The 14,911-nt window shown below is 64.1% G+C and carries 10 protein-coding genes; 4 read left to right on the top strand and 6 right to left on the bottom strand.

Annotation, left to right across the window (positions count from 1 at the left end; translation table 11 throughout):
• Positions 1–120: 120 nt before the first annotated feature.
• Together NKI59_RS14220 and NKI59_RS14215 are read left to right on the top strand one after the other, a co-directional pair.
• On the top strand, positions 121–4,941 hold the full coding sequence (locus NKI59_RS14220; protein WP_352704869.1) for an NAD-glutamate dehydrogenase: 4,821 nt from the start codon (positions 121–123) through the stop codon (positions 4,939–4,941).
• A gap of 189 nt (positions 4,942–5,130) precedes the next feature.
• A complete protein-coding gene (locus NKI59_RS14215) occupies positions 5,131–6,507 on the top strand; it encodes an MFS transporter (protein WP_352451235.1) in 1,377 nt (458 codons plus the stop codon).
• A gap of 39 nt (positions 6,508–6,546) precedes the next feature.
• Here the strand turns inward: NKI59_RS14215 and purH are convergent, their stop codons facing one another.
• The 5 genes from purH to htpX form a co-directional block, all read right to left on the bottom strand.
• On the bottom strand, positions 6,547–8,163 hold the full coding sequence (purH, locus tag NKI59_RS14210; RefSeq protein WP_352704867.1) for a bifunctional phosphoribosylaminoimidazolecarboxamide formyltransferase/IMP cyclohydrolase: 1,617 nt from the start codon (positions 8,161–8,163) through the stop codon (positions 6,547–6,549).
• 85 nt (positions 8,164–8,248) lie between these two features.
• Positions 8,249–9,997 (bottom strand): heparinase II/III family protein, encoded by a 1,749-nt coding sequence (locus NKI59_RS14205; protein WP_352704865.1) that lies wholly within the window; start codon positions 9,995–9,997, stop codon positions 8,249–8,251.
• A gap of 146 nt (positions 9,998–10,143) precedes the next feature.
• Positions 10,144–11,490 carry an RsmB/NOP family class I SAM-dependent RNA methyltransferase gene (locus NKI59_RS14200; protein ID WP_352704863.1) on the bottom strand — a complete coding sequence of 449 codons (1,347 nt, stop codon included), beginning with the start codon at positions 11,488–11,490 and terminating at the stop codon, positions 10,144–10,146.
• Positions 11,487–11,813 (bottom strand): hypothetical protein, encoded by a 327-nt coding sequence (locus NKI59_RS14195; protein WP_352704861.1) that lies wholly within the window; start codon positions 11,811–11,813, stop codon positions 11,487–11,489. Before NKI59_RS14195 ends, NKI59_RS14200 begins: the two co-directional genes overlap by 4 nt.
• Complete coding sequence (gene htpX, locus NKI59_RS14190; RefSeq protein WP_352704859.1) at positions 11,810–12,826, bottom strand: zinc metalloprotease HtpX; 1,017 nt, start codon at positions 12,824–12,826, stop codon at positions 11,810–11,812. The genes NKI59_RS14195 and htpX overlap by 4 nt, the downstream gene beginning before the upstream one ends.
• A 116-nt stretch (positions 12,827–12,942) precedes the next feature.
• On the opposite strand from htpX, the gene NKI59_RS14185 reads away from it, so the two are divergent.
• On the top strand, positions 12,943–13,155 hold the full coding sequence (locus NKI59_RS14185; protein WP_352704858.1) for a DUF1674 domain-containing protein: 213 nt from the start codon (positions 12,943–12,945) through the stop codon (positions 13,153–13,155).
• Positions 13,156–13,172: 17 nt separating this feature from the next.
• Here NKI59_RS14185 and NKI59_RS14180 read toward each other — a convergent pair whose 3' ends face one another.
• Positions 13,173–13,844, bottom strand: a complete 672-nt coding sequence (locus tag NKI59_RS14180; protein ID WP_352704856.1) for an HAD-IA family hydrolase — start codon at positions 13,842–13,844, stop codon at positions 13,173–13,175.
• A 177-nt stretch (positions 13,845–14,021) separates the two neighbouring features.
• Between NKI59_RS14180 and NKI59_RS14175 the strand changes: the two genes are divergently transcribed.
• The gene (locus NKI59_RS14175; RefSeq protein ID WP_352704854.1) at positions 14,022–14,891 is read left to right on the top strand and encodes a transglutaminase-like domain-containing protein; all 870 of its coding nucleotides are present in this window, start codon (positions 14,022–14,024) and stop codon (positions 14,889–14,891) included.
• The last annotated feature ends 20 nt before the right edge of the window (positions 14,892–14,911 follow it).

The following is a 14,911-nucleotide window of genomic DNA, read 5'->3' as shown; positions in this document are numbered from 1 at the left end:
TCCTCGTTTTCGCCAGGCTGCCGGTGAATTCCGACATTTCGTCGCAAGCCGTCAAACCTTTGTCGCCAAATACCCGTCATCTGTTAGCATAGCCGCAAAAACATGTGACGGGAGGGACTCATGGCCAGCGTAAAGTCAGCGAGCCGGTTGAAAAAGGCCGGCGTGACGAGGGGTGAAGCCGCGGGTGGCGAAAAGCCCGGCAGGCTTGCCGACTACTTGCTGGCCCGAGCTCCGGCCGAAGATGTCGCCGCCTACGACGTCATCGATCTCGAACGCGCTGCCGAACTCGCCGGCCGCGCAGTGGCCAGGCACAAGAAGGACGACTGCGTCGTTGCCATAGACGTTGATTCCGGTGTCGTCCGCCAGGGCCGGCCGATGACGGTGATCACCGTCGTCAACGACAACATGCCGTTCCTGTTCGATTCCGTCCTCGGCGAGATTACAGAAAGCGCCGGCGAGCCGCTGCTGGTTACCCATCCGGTCATAGTCGTCAGGCACGGCAAGAACGGCGTCGAGGAAATCCTCGGCGATGGCGGTTATGCCAAGGGCGACCACAGCCATGACCGACTGAGCGTCATCCATGTCCATATCGGCCGCCTTTCGGCCGAGCAGGCCGAAGGCCTGGCCGCACGCCTGACGAAGCTGCTCGGCCAGGTGCGAGCCGCCGTCACCGACTGGAAGCCGATGCTTGCCCGCCTCGACCAGGCGATCTCGGAATTCCGCTACTCGCCAGTGCCGCTCGACAAGGCCCATGTCACCGAGGCGATCGCCTTCCTCGAATGGCTGCGCGACGACAATTTCACCTTTCTCGGCATGCGCGAATTCAACTACACTGGCGGCGAGACGAGCGGCATGCTCGAGCGCGCCGAAAAGCCCGGCCTCGGCATCCTTTCCGATCCCGACGTGCTGGTGCTCAGGCGCGGCACCGAAGCGGTGAGCACGACCCCGGAAATCCGTGCCTTCCTGCATGGGCCGGAACCGCTGATCGTCACCAAGGCCAACGCCAAGTCATCGGTGCACCGCCGCATCTACCTCGACTACATTGGCGTCAAGACCTACACCGGCAAAGGCGTGCTTTCAGGCGAGCTCCGTATCGTCGGCCTGTTCACCTCGACTGCCTATACGCGCTCGGTGATGAAAATCCCCTACCTGCGCTCGAAGGCGGAAACCGTCATTGCCAAATCCGGCTTCAATCCAAGCGACCATTCCGGCAAAGCTTTGATCAACGTGCTGGAGAGCTATCCGCGCGACGAGCTGTTCCAGGTTTCGGTGCCGATCCTGCGCAAGCATGCCGAAGCCATACTGGGCTTGATCGAGCGACCGCGCGTCAGGGCATTGGTGCGTGTCGACCAGTTCGACCGCTTCGTCTCCGTGCTCGTCTTCGTGCCGCGCGACCGCTACGACAGCGTCGTGCGCGAGAAGATCGGCACCTATCTGAAGACCGTCTTCGAAGGCCGGCTGTCGGCCTATTATCCGGCCTTCCCGGAAGGCGGGCTGGCGCGCGTCCATTTCATCATCGGCCGCTCCGGCGGCAGGACGCCGAAGGTCGAGCAGGCGACGATCGAGGCGGCGATCCGCGACATCGTACGGACCTGGGACGATGCACTGCGCGAGACCGCGACAGAGACCGGCGCCGATGCGAGACTCACGGCCATCGCCTCGCGTTTTTCGGAAAGTTATCGCGACAGTTTTCCGCCGGCCGTGGCGCTGGCCGACGCCGGGCGCATCGCCAAGCTCGATGCGTCAAATCCGATCGCCATCGACTATTACCGTCACACCGTCCAGAAGCCGCATCAGGCGGCGCTGAAGATCTATCACCATGGCAGCCCGGTGGCGCTGTCGCGGCGCGTGCCCGTGCTGGAAAACATCGGTTTCCGCGTCATCAGCGAGCGCACTTTCGAGGTCGGCGACATTCAATCCGGCATGATCAATAGAGATCAGCCCGGCATGGTCTTCATCCACGACATGGAACTCGAGAACAGCTACGGCAGGCCGATCGACCTCGGCAATGGCGGCGCGCTGTTCCAGGATGCGTTCCTTTCCGTCTGGCGCGGCGATGTCGACAATGACGGCTATAACGGCCTTGCCCAGACCGCCGGCCTGTGGTCGGGCGAGATCACTGTCCTGCGCGCCTATGGCCGCTATCTGCAGCAGGCCGGCATCCCGCAGAGCCAGGATTTCATCGCCGCCGCGCTCAAACGTTATCCCGAGATCGCCCGCGGCCTGCATGCGCTGTTTGTCGCCCGCCTCAGCCCGACGGCCGAGACGGAAGGCGTCGTTCAGGCCAAACATCTGAAAGCCAAGATCACGGATGCGCTGGAAGACGTTCCCAACATTGACGACGACACCATCATCCGCCGTTATCTGAACCTGATCGAAGCCTCGCTGCGCACCAATCATTTCGTTGCCGATACGAAACAGAAAGGCCAATCGCTGGCGATCAAGCTCGATTCGCAATCGGTCGACGGGCTGCCGGCGCCGCGGCCATGGCGAGAGATCTTCGTCTACGGCTCCGAGGTCGAGGGTGTGCATCTGCGCTTCGGCCCGGTCGCGCGCGGCGGCCTGCGCTGGTCGGACCGTGCGCAGGACTATCGCACCGAGGTGCTCGGCCTGGTCAAGGCACAGCAGGTCAAGAATGCGGTGATCGTGCCGGTTGGCGCCAAGGGCGGCTTCTACCCGAAAAAGCTGCCGATGAGCGCCGGGCGCGACGCAATTTTCGAGGCCGGCACGGCCGCCTACAAGAATTACGTTTCCAGCCTGTTGTCGATCACCGACAATATCGGGCTGGACGGCGTCGTCCCGCCAGCCGGCGTCGTGCGGCGCGATCAGGATGATCCGTATTTCGTCGTCGCCGCGGACAAGGGCACGGCGACCTTCTCGGACATCGCCAACGCCATCAGCGAAAGGCACGGCTTCTGGCTCGACGACGCTTTCGCCAGCGGCGGTTCGGCCGGCTACGACCACAAGAAGATGGGCATTACCGCCAAGGGCGCCTGGGAAGCGGTCAAGCGGCATTTCCGCGAGATGAACCGCGACATCCAAACCACGCCGTTCACCGTCGTCGGCGTTGGCGATATGTCGGGCGACGTGTTCGGCAACGGCATGCTGCTGTCGGAGCAGACCCGGCTGATCGCCGCCTTCGATCATCGCGACATCTTCATCGATCCCGATCCCGACATGGCCGCTTCGATGGCCGAGCGCCGGCGTATGTTCGCTCTCGCCCGCTCAAGCTGGCAGGATTACGACAAGACGAAGCTGTCCGAAGGCGGCATCATCGTCTCGCGCAGCCAGAAGTCGATCACCTTGCCGGCCGCCGCGGCTGCAGCTATCGGCCTCGGCAAGACAACGGCCACGCCGGTCGAGATCATGAGTGCCATCCTCAAGGCGCCAGCAGATCTTTTGTGGTTCGGCGGCATCGGCACCTATGTCAGGGCATCGGGCGAGACCAACCAGGACGTCGGCGACCGTGCCAATGACGCGATCCGCATCACCGCGCTCGACCTGCGTGCCAAGGTCATCGGTGAAGGCGCCAATCTGGGCGTCACGCAGTGGGCGCGCATCGAATTCGGATTGAATGGCGGCCGCTGCAACTCAGATGCGATCGACAATTCGGGCGGCGTGAACTGCTCGGACGTCGAGGTCAACATCAAGATCGCGCTGGCTTCCGCCATGCGGAAGGGATCGCTGACGCGGCCGTCGCGCAACAAATTGCTGGCCGAGATGACCGACGAGGTCAGCGCCCTAGTGCTGTCCAACAATTACCAGCAGACGCTGGCGCTGTCCCTTGCTCGCAAGCGCGGCCTTGCCGACATTGCCCATCAGAGCCGCTTCATGGAGGCGCTCGAGGCGCGCGGGCTGCTCGACCGTGCCGTCGAGACGCTGCCGTCGCCGGCGGCTCTTGCCGAGCGCGATGCGCGCGGCGAGCCGCTCACCCGGGCCGAGCTCGGCGTGCTGCTTGCCTATGCCAAGATCGTGCTGTTTTCCGATATCGTCGCCAGCGACGTGCCGGACGATCCGCATTTCGACCGCGACCTGATGGGTTACTTTCCCGACCGCATGGCAAAGAAATATGCGGCGGAAATCCACGGCCATCGCCTGCGCCGCGAGATCATCGCCCGTGCCGTCGCCAATGACCTGGTCAATCGCGGCGGCCCGTCCTTCGTCAACAGGCTGCAGGAAGCGACCGGGCGCAGTGCCGCCGATGTCGTGCGCACCTTCGCCGTGGTGCGGGATGGCTTTGCACTGCCGGCGCTGTATCGCCAGATCGACGCGCTCGACAACCAGATCGACGGACAGATCCAGCTCGACCTCTATCAGGCGGTCAGCCGGCTGATCTATGTGACGAGCGGCTGGTACCTGAAGAACGATGCCGGCACTGCACTGCTCGGGCAGCGGATTGCCGAGTTGCAGGATGCGCGCAAGGCGCTTGAGCCGAAGCTCGTTTCGCTGCTGCCGGCCTTCTCGCGCGAGCGGATCGAGGAGCGGCGGCACAGCCTGTCGAGGGGCGGCGCGCCCGAGAGCCTTGCCGAGCAACTGGCGTTGACCGATGTGGCGGAACTCATCCCCGACATAGCGCTGACGGCGCGGACGGCAAATGCCGGCATCGTCGCTGCCGCCAAGGCGTTTTTTGCAGTCAGCGATGTCTTCCGTATCCCGCGCGTCGAAGATGCGGCGCGCTCGATCACGCCCTCGGATTATTACGATCAACTGGCGCTTTCCCGCGCTACCGACACGATCGGCGCGGCCAGGCGCGGCATCGCGGTGGCGGCGCTGACCGGCCATGCCGAGGCGGCGGATCCGGTGTCGGCATGGTTGGAGGCCGGTGGCGAACGGGTCGGACGCATCCGCGAGCGGCTGCAGGCGCTGACCGAGGGCGGCGACATCACCGTGTCGCGGCTGTCGGTGGCGTCCGGCCTGATGAGTGATCTGACGCAGCTGTGAGACGTCTTCCACATCGCGCGGGATTGCCGGGAAGAACTGCGCTATTGAGCGAACGGCGCCCTGCGTTGGGGGGCACCGGAGCATGATCCCAAAAAGTGACGATCGGCTTTTGGACAAGATCGTGCTCAACAAGAAGACGGAGCGTCATTCCGATTCGATCGGCATGGAGCAAGCTCCAGCGGAGGGGACATGGCTGAGATGGCAGTGCAGCGGGCATCGGGACGCGGCATCTGGGGATGGATGCTGTTCGACTGGGCGGCACAGCCGTTTTTCACGGTCGTTACCACCTTCATCTTCGGTCCTTATTTCGTCTCGCGCATGGCCAGCAATCCAGAGACCGGGCAAGCGGCCTGGGGCTACGGCATTGCCGCCGCCGGCCTCGTCATTGCCGTTTTGTCGCCGGTCCTCGGCTCGATCGCCGATCAGACCGGACCACGCAAACCGTGGATAGCCTTCTTCGCCGCGGTTAAAATCACCTGCCTCACCCTGCTGTGGTTCGCCGCGCCCGGCTCTAATCTTTTTCTGGTCGTGGCGTTGTTCTCGCTGGCGTCGGTCGCGGCGGAATTCTCGACTGTGTTCAATGATTCGATGATGCCCCGCCTGGTGCCGAAGAGCGACATCGGCAGGATCTCGAACATGGCCTGGGGACTCGGCTATCTCGGCGGCATGATCGCACTGATCTTCGTCGTTACCGTCATGGCCGGCTCGCCTGAAACCGGCAAGACCGTCGTTGGGCTCGACCCGATCTTCGGCCTCGACCCCAGGCTCGGCGAGGACGCGCGCGCTACCGGGCCGTTGTCGGCGGCCTGGTATTTCCTGTTCATCCTGCCGATGTTCTTCTTCACGCCTGATGCGATCAAAGGCATTCCAATCGGGCCGGCGGTGCGCGAGGGACTATCGGAACTGAAGTCGACGCTGGCCGAAGTGCGCAAGCGCAGCGGTATTTTTCGCTTTCTCGTCGCCCGTATGATCTATCAGGACGGCGTCAACGCACTGCTGGCGCTAGGCGGAACGTTTGCGGCGGCAATGTTCCATTGGTCGATTACCGAGATCGGCCTGTTCGGCATCATCCTCAACGTCGTTGCCATCGTCGGCTGCCTGGTTGCCGCACGCCTCGACACAGCGCTGGGTTCCAAGACCATAGTGATGATTTCGCTGGTCATGCTGAGCATTGCCACGATCGGCATCGTTTCTACCGGGCCGGGCTATACGCTGTTCGGCGCCTGGGTGATGCCCGGACTGGATGGTGGCGGATTGTTCGGCACGGCGGCGGAAAAAGCCTACATTTTCTACGGCCTGCTGATCGGGCTTGCCTTCGGGCCGGTGCAGGCATCGTCGCGCTCCTACATGGCGCGCAGCGTCTCCGCTGCCGAATCGGGCCGCTATTTCGGCATCTATGCGCTGGCCGGCCGGGCAACCAGTTTTGCCGCACCCTTCATGGTGGCCACGATCACCCTGGCTAGCGGCTCGGCGCGGCTCGGCATGGCGGCGATCGTGCTGTTCCTTGGCGCCGGCATGGCGATCCTGATCGGCACGCCCTATCCGGCGGATCGGCCGGCGGAGTGAGCTGCTCTTGCCTTCTCCCACAGCGGGAGGGTAACGCGTTCAATGCCGGAAATGCCTGACTCCGGTGAAGACCATGGCAATGCCGTGAGCGTCGGCGGCGGCGATGACATCGTCGTCGCGCATCGAGCCGCCGGGCTGGATGACGGCTGTGGCGCCGGCTTCGATTGCCGACAAAAGCCCATCCGCGAACGGGAAAAAGGCATCCGAGGCGACGACCGAGCCCCTGGTCAAAGGCTCCGTCAGGCCGGCAGCCTCGGCCGCGTCGAGCGCCTTGCGCGCCGCGATGCGCGAGGAATCGACCCGGCTCATCTGGCCGGCGCCGATGCCGACTGTAGCGCCATCCCTGGCGTAGACGATGGCGTTCGACTTGACGTGCTTTGCCACGCGAAAAGCGAATTTCAGATCGGCCAATTCGGCCGGCGTCGGAGCGCGCCTGGTCACCACTTTCAGCTCGAGGTCATCCACCACCGCGTTGTCGCGGCCCTGGACCAGCAAACCGCCAGCAACCGATTTCAAGCCAAGGCCCGCCGCGCGCGGGTCGGGCAGGCCGCCGGTGACCAGCAGGCGTAGGTTCTTCTTGGCGGCAATGATGCGCACTGCTTCTTCGGACGCCTCCGGTGCGATGATCACTTCGGTAAAGGTCTTGACGATCTCTTCGGCGGTTCCGGCATCGAGGACGCGGTTCATGGCGACGATGCCGCCGAAGGCCGAGACCGGGTCGCAGGCCAGCGCCTTGGCATAGGCCGCCTGCAGCGAAGCGTCCTCAGCGACGCCGCACGGGTTGGCGTGCTTGATGATGGCAATTGCTGCGGAGCGCGACGGGTCGAACTCGCCGACCAGCTCGAAGGCAGCGTCGGTGTCGTTGATGTTGTTGTAGGAAAGCTGCTTGCCCTGAAGCTGGCGCGCCGTGGCGACGCCCGGCCGCCTGTCGCCGTTGACATAGAAGCCGGCGCCCTGATGCGGGTTTTCGCCATAGCGCATTACCGACTGCAGCTTGCCGCCGAAGGCGCGCCATGTCGGATGCTCGATCTCAAGCGCCTCGGCGAACCATCCCGAGATCGCCGCATCGTAGGTGGCGGTGCGGGCAAAGGCCTTGGCTGCCAGCTTCTTGCGGAAATCCAGCGACAACGAGCCGAAATTCATCTCCAGCGCGTTGAGCACCGAGGCATAGTCATCGGGATCGGTGACGATGCCGACATAGGCGTGGTTCTTGGCCGAGGCACGGATCATCGCCGGGCCGCCGATGTCGATGTTCTCGACGATCGCCGCGTAGTCGGCGCCGGAGCGACGCACCTCTTCGAACGGATAGAGATTGGAGACGACGAGATCGATCGGCTCGATGCCGTGGTCGCGCATCGCTGCGGCGTGCTCGGGATCGTCGCGCACGCCAAGCAGTGCGCCATGCACCGACGGGTGCAGCGTCTTGACGCGGCCGTCCATGATCTCGGGAAAGCCGGTGAGCTCGGACACGTCGCGCACCGCCATGCCTGCCTCGGCAAGGGCCCTTGCGGTGCCGCCGGTCGAGACTAGCTCGACGCCGACCGAAGCCAGCGCCCTGGCGAAATCGATCAGGCCGGTCTTATCAAAGACGGAAAGGAGCGCGCGACGGATGGGTACAAGGTCGGGCGCGGGAATGTTCTTGGCGGCGACGGCCATGGGCTGGCGGCCTTTCCAGTTTCTGGTTGGAGAGCGTCCGCGGGCCGTAGCATATGAGGCCCGGAAATCAAGCCGCAAGACTTGATCAGTGTCTGCCGTTGCCACCGGCTTCAGCTTTTTCCGGACGGCCGGCGATGATGGTGCGCGTCAATTGCCAGTGGACCTCCGAAATTTCCGAGGCCTTGAACGCAAGCACGATCTGGCGGCTGCGGCGCGGGCCGCCAAGCCCTGCGAAATAGATCGATTCCTCGACCTCGGGCACCACTTCGGTAGAGGTAAACACCCAGGTGTCGGCATGGTCGGCGGCCAGCACCAGACGGTCATGCTCATCCTGGAGCAGGCTTATATCGGGATGGACATGGAAACGCACCGTGACGAAGTCACGGCCATTGTTGCGGATAGAAGCGCCGCCCGGTCGCAGGAAACGGTCCCTGCCGGCAAGCACATTGCCTTCGGTCGATAATTTCAGCTCGCGCTCATGCAGGAAGCTGAAGCGCGCCCCATAGCCGTCATGGCGGGCGATGAAGCCCTGGCTGCCCTTCTGGTCGGTGCGCTTGCAAGGCACATGCTGAGGCCCGCCGATCAAAGGCGTGCCGAGCAGGTCGTTGACGCGCAAGGAGTGATTGAAGCGCGCCGACGACGTGTCGTTGATGGTGGCGGTCGAGTGGGCGGCGGTGGCTCGGGCAAGCGGCCGGAACTCGGCGGCGCCATAAGTGTCTATTCCGGCGTTGACGATATAGTGCTGGCGGCCCGACGACAATTCGAAGGCGAGGCATCCGGCGTGAGCGGCATTGGATACGTCGACGGGGGGCGGCGGGCCGGTATCGGCGATCACAGTGACACCGCCCATCGACAGGCGCTCATAACCCGAATGCGGCGCGTGCAGCAACGGTGCGCCGGCGGTGTCGTCGTGATGCAGGATGCTGGCGATACGGTCGTGAATGGTGGCGCCCATGCCGTTGAAGCGGGCAAGGCTGCCGTCCTGATGGCGAAAGAAGCGCAGTGCCGGCAGCATCCGGTCGATGGCGCCGATCAGGGCGGCCGGCGGCGTCTCGGCCTGATTGGCGTATGTCTGGCGCAACGGGAGAAGGTCGGCGAGGATTTCAAGCACGGTCATCGGATTACGCGAGATATGGCCGCCGTCAGGCAGGATCTGGCGGTCGAGCTCCTCGGCGAGATTGCGGGTAGCACCGCGTAGCGCCGAGGCCGGCGCCGGCAGCGACAAAGCGGCAAAGGCCAGCGCAATGCGGGCGCGCAGCCTGTCCTTGCCGTCCGGCATCTCGCGCACCATGGCGCGCAGATAGCGGATCTGGACGGCGAGCGATTTCAAGAACGCGCGGTAGAACGGAAATTCGGCGCCCTGCAACACGATCGAGGAATGCTGCAGCCAGGCAATGACACGCTTGGCCGTCGTGCCGGGCTCCCACGCGACGCCGGAAATATGGCTGCCATGGATTGCAATCCAGTCGGAAACCAACGCCCGGGCGTTGGCGGCGGCGAGCTCGGTACCGGCGGCACGCATATGGCGCAGCCAGCGAAAGCCATGCAGCGTTTTTTGCCAGCCGGGATTGGGCACGTCGATCTGGAAGGGCGATTTGCCGCCGGTCTCGACCAGATGCCCCGAAAGCGGATAGCGGCCGTAATAGATCTCGAGCGCGATCTGAGGATCGGCGAGCCGCAGGTCCGGTGGGGCGATCAGGACGCGCTCCGGCGTGCGGCCTGAGTAGCGCCAGCGATAGAGTGGCCCGGCGCGCAAGCGCCGGCGCGTCTTGCGCCAGAACTCCCTCGCGACAAGCGTCCACAGACGCGTCGTGTTACCGGCAGCGATTGCCAAAACCCCTCCTGATCGTCCTCACCCAAGCACAAGTTTATATGATTCAAGAACTTGTGCGAAGGCGAATTCCGCGGCAGTGGGGCCGTTCAGCCTGTTTTCCATGCCTCCTCGCCCCAAGAAGCCGGACGGCGCTTCAGGATCGGCCCTTAGCCGGCTCTGCGCATGCGGGCGGCGAAGAAGCCGTCCAGCCCGGAGCGGCCCGGCGAGCCTAGCTCCAGATCGGCAGGCGTGGTGCGCAACGTGCCTTGCGGCGTCAGAAACGGGTCGATGCCGGCGATCTCACCCGGCCGAAGCGGGTCGTCGACAATCTCCGCATTGCCGGCGAGAAAGTCGCGATAGAGCTCTTCGCCTTCCAGCGGATCGAGCGAACAGTTGGAAAAGACGATGCGTCCACCAGGCTTGACCAGGGTGACGGCGCGGGCAAGCAGCCGGCGTTGCAGGTCGGCCAGTTTTTCGACGTCGGCCACCGTCTTCGTCCAGGGGACGTCGGGATGCCGCCGCACCGTGCCGGTCGAAGAGCAAGGTGCGTCGAGGAGGACGGCGTCGAAGAGGTCCTTCGGCTCGTATTTGAGCAGATCGGCCTGGACGATCTCGGCGGCCAGACCGAGCCGTTCGAGGTTCTGCGTCAGCCGTGCCAGCCGCGTTTTGGACATGTCGAGCGCGGTGACGTGGGCGCCGGCGAGGATCAGCTGGGCGGTCTTGCCGCCCGGCGCGGCGCAGAGGTCGGCGATTCGCAAACCATTGATGTCGCCGAACAGCCGGGCCGGCAGGCTGGCCGCTGCATCCTGAACCCACCAGGCGCCTTCCCCAAAGCCGGGCAGTTCGGTCACGGAAGCGCTGAGCTTTTCCACCCGCACCGTGCCGGTCGGCAAGACAAAGCCGCCGAGCCGTTCGGCCCACAGCGCCGGGTCCGACTTGACCGAGAAATCGACCGGTGCCTCATGGCGATGGGCGAGCAGTATCTGCCTGGCCTTGTCGAGGCCGTAGACCGTTTTCAAACGGTCGGAAAACCATTTTGGCGCCTCGTCGTTAGCGGCAAGTGCTGCCGCGAGCTCGTCCTGCTTGGCCCGCGCCAGCGTGCGCAGCACGCCGTTGACGAGGCCGGAAAAGCGCGCCGTGCGCGGATCGGACTTGGCGTGTGTCACGGCGAGGTCGACGGCGGCGCTGTCGGGAACATCGAGGAACAGGATCTGCGCTGCCGCCACATGCAAAATGTGCGAAAGCGCCGTGGCGTTGGGCGGCAGCGGCTTTCCCAGGCGACGGGCCAAAAGGCCTGATATGGTGATGCGGTAGCGCAGGGCGGTGACCAGAATGGCGCGCACCAAAGCGCGGTCGCGCAGGTCGAGCGCCTTGTATTGTGGATGGCCGTTTTCATGGTCGGTCAGCCCGTCGAGCGGCGTTTTCGCGTCAATGACGGCGGCAAGCAGGCGCGCGGCTGCCTTGCGCGCGGCGAGACCGCGAGCTTCTGAAGCCTCACTGTGAGTTGGCCTCATTGTATCGGCGATCGGTTGACTAGTTTAAATATGGCGCTGACAAAATCTTCTTTGCTTCCTAGGGGGGAGATCACCTGAATGTAGTCTTTCTCAACCGTGCCGACATAGTCCGCGACTTGCTTTGGAGATGCACCATCCCCGACAAGTCGGACGATGTGGCGGAGATAGGTGTCATATTCATCTTCAGGAAGTGGGCGAAAGCCCAGGTCACCTGATGTTGCTATGCTCGCCATCGGTATGCCGACAGGGTTCCAGTGCCTTGCACAAAGATCGCGCATTTCCGCCAGCGAGATCCCGCCTTTTTTGTCTGTCGCGCTCGTCACGACCACGGACCTTTGGGTCCGGTCGGATTGCGTCCCCAGGGATTGGGTCTCGGCTTGGCCGGCTCAGCCGGCCTCTCGGGCCGGGCGGCCCTGTCCCACGGACCAGACGGCTGCTGCCCGGTCCCTTCCGGCGCCGGCCTTGGCGTCGCGGCCGCTTCGGGTGCGCCGGCCATTTCGCTCGCCATCCTCTGCAACGCGGCGATGCGGTTTTCTGTGCTCGGGTGAGTGGAAAACAAACTGTCCATGCGCTCGCCGGAAAGAGGATTGATGATGAAGAGATGGGCGGTTGCCGGATTGCGCTCGGCATCCGGGTTGCGGATGCGTTCGGCGCCCCGCGCGATCTTGTCAAGTGCCGAGGCGAGCCACAGCGGGTGTCCACAGATTTCGGCACCGCGCCGGTCGGCCTCGTATTCGCGGGTGCGGCTCACCGCCATCTGCACGATCATGGCGGCCAGGGGCGCAACGATCATCGCCACCAGCACGCCGACGATGCCAAAGGAATTGTTATTGTCGCGGTTGCCGCCGAAAAAGAAGGCGAAATTGCCGAGCATCGAAATTGCGCCGGCAAAGGTGGCGACGATCGTCATGGTCAGCGTATCGCGGTGCTGCACATGGGCGAGCTCGTGTGCCATCACCGCCGCGACTTCTTCATGCGATAGCCGCTCGAGCAGGCCGGTGCTGGCGGCGACAGCGGCATTTTGCGGATTGCGGCCGGTGGCGAAGGCATTGGGCTGCGGATTGTCGATGAGATAGGTTCTCGGCATCGGCAGGCCGGCACGTTGCGCGAGACCCTTCACGATGGCGTAATATTCAGGCGCGTTGCGTTCGTCGACTTCGATCGCACGGTGCATCGACAGCACCATCTTGTCGGCGTTCCAATAGCTGAACAAATTGGTGCCGGCGGCGATCAGCAAGGCAATCATCATGCCGCCGGATCCGCCGACCAGATAGCCGACGCCCATGAACAGGGCCGTCATTGCGGCCAAAAGCATGGCGGTGCGAAGGGTGTTCATCGTCTGCTCCATTTTGGCCCGACAAAGGGGTCGATCCTTGTGGGCCCATCGCTATATGATGGGAAACAGCGGTTCCCGTTTCAATCGGGGCCTGTTTCAATCTAGCGGAAGATCGCATGATCGACAAAACCAGCCAAACGTATGCTAACGGCTCGCCGCAAAAGCCGCTGACCCCGGCAGCCAGGCGCGCCTTGGTCGAGGCCGAGGCCCGGCGGGAGAAATATCGCGAGCAGGAAGCCACACTGCCGAGGGAGATCGGCGGGCGCGGCGGCAAGGAGCCTGGCCGCTATGGCGACTGGGAGGTCAAGGGCCTGACCAGCGACTTTTAGCGCAAGCAGGGTGCTAGTTAAGCAGGCTGTGCGGTCCGTTCCGCTTCGATGGCAATCCAGCCGTTGTCATCGACGACGATGCCGATCGCGCCATAGCCGGTGATGGCGGCATGCGGCGTCTCCAACGGATGCCGGTGCGTGGCGCTGATCACCACGACCGCAGCGCCCGCGGCTTCGGCCGCCGCTATGCCGGCCGGCGCGTCCTCGAAGACGAGGCAGTCGCCCACATCGACGCCGAGCCGTTCGGCCGCCAGCCGGAAGCAGTCGGGCGCCGGCTTGCCGCGCGATACATCCTCCGCCGCAACAATCACGGCGGGAGCCGGAATACCCGCGGCCTGCAGGCGCAGCAGGGCGAGCTCGCGCGGTGCCGAAGTGGCGATCGCCCAGCTTCCAGGCGGCAGCGACGCCAGGAAGGCCGCGGCGCCGGCAATCGGGCGAATGCCCTCGACATCGGCCGCCTCGGCCTGCAAAAGCGAATCGGCTTCGCGGGCAGGATCGACGCCTGGGAGCGCCAGCCGGCCGATGGTCTCGATCGCCCGCACGCCGTGGATGGTCGGCAGGAATGCGGCGACGTCAAGACCTTGCCGATGCGCCCACGCTGCCCAGACCCTTTCCGCAGCTGCGATCGAATTGAGAATCGTGCCGTCCATATCGAACAGGAAGGCCGCGAATTTTCTGCCTGCAAACATCGGTTTCCCGGGGTTATCTTGGAGGGATTATTTCGAAAGACGCGTGTCAATCGACCGTAACGTTGCCGCGTCCGTATGGGAAGCCGCGAGGCGTCGTTTTTGACGACCACAAGGAACCGCCACGCACTGTCCCGCGTTGATCGGCACTATCTTCCATGACGATCGTAGGGGAGGGCGATGCTGATTCGGCTCGGCTATGAAATTGCCATTGAATGCGTTGCAGCAACGCCGGTCGTTTCATTGCTCGATATCCACAGGGATCGCCAGGCCGACATCAAGCGGCAGACGCGCGTGCTGACCTCGCCGTCGGTCCCGACCAGGGTCTACCACGACCTTTTCGGCAATAGCTGCCGCCGCTTCACGGCGCCGGCCGGAAGCTTTCGGATCCTTTATGACGCGGTGGTCGAGGACAGCGGCGAGACGGACGAAGTCAACACGCTGGCGAGAGAAGTCCCGGTTGCCGAATTGCCGGACGAGGTGCTCGGCTATCTGCTCGGCAGCCGTTACTGCGAAACCGACCATCTCGGCGACCTGGCCTGGCAACTTTTCGGCCAGCTTCCGCCGGGCTGGGCGCGGGCGCAGGCCATCGTCGACTATGTCCACAACCGCCTGTCCTTCGGCTACGGCTATGCGCGCTCGACCCGCACGGCGGCGCAGGCGCATGAGGAACGCGTCGGCGTCTGCCGCGACTTTGCCCATCTGGCGATCACGCTCTGCCGCTGCATGAACATCCCGGCCCGCTACGTGAACGGCTATCTCGGCGATATCGGCGTGCCCGCCGATCCGGCGCCGATGGATTTCTCGGCGTGGGTGGAAGTGTTCCTCGACGGCAGGTGGTACACTTTCGATCCTCGCCACAATGTGCCGAGGATCGGCCGCGTCGTCATCGCCCGCGGCCGCGACGCCACCGACGTGCCGCTGCTGCACAGTTTTGGCCCGCATCGGCTCACCCTGTTCAAGGTCTGGACGCACGAGCAGGAAGGTAATCTGTTCAAGCCGCCTTATCGTGGCGTCGACAAGACGGTCAGCGCACGGATGCTGAGCTAGTCTTTCGGGACACATTCACA

It is taken from the genome of Mesorhizobium sp. M0598 (assembly GCF_040320865.1).
In the GTDB taxonomy this organism is placed as follows: domain Bacteria; phylum Pseudomonadota; class Alphaproteobacteria; order Rhizobiales; family Rhizobiaceae; genus Mesorhizobium.
This window is presented reverse-complemented; position numbering and strand designations above follow the sequence as displayed.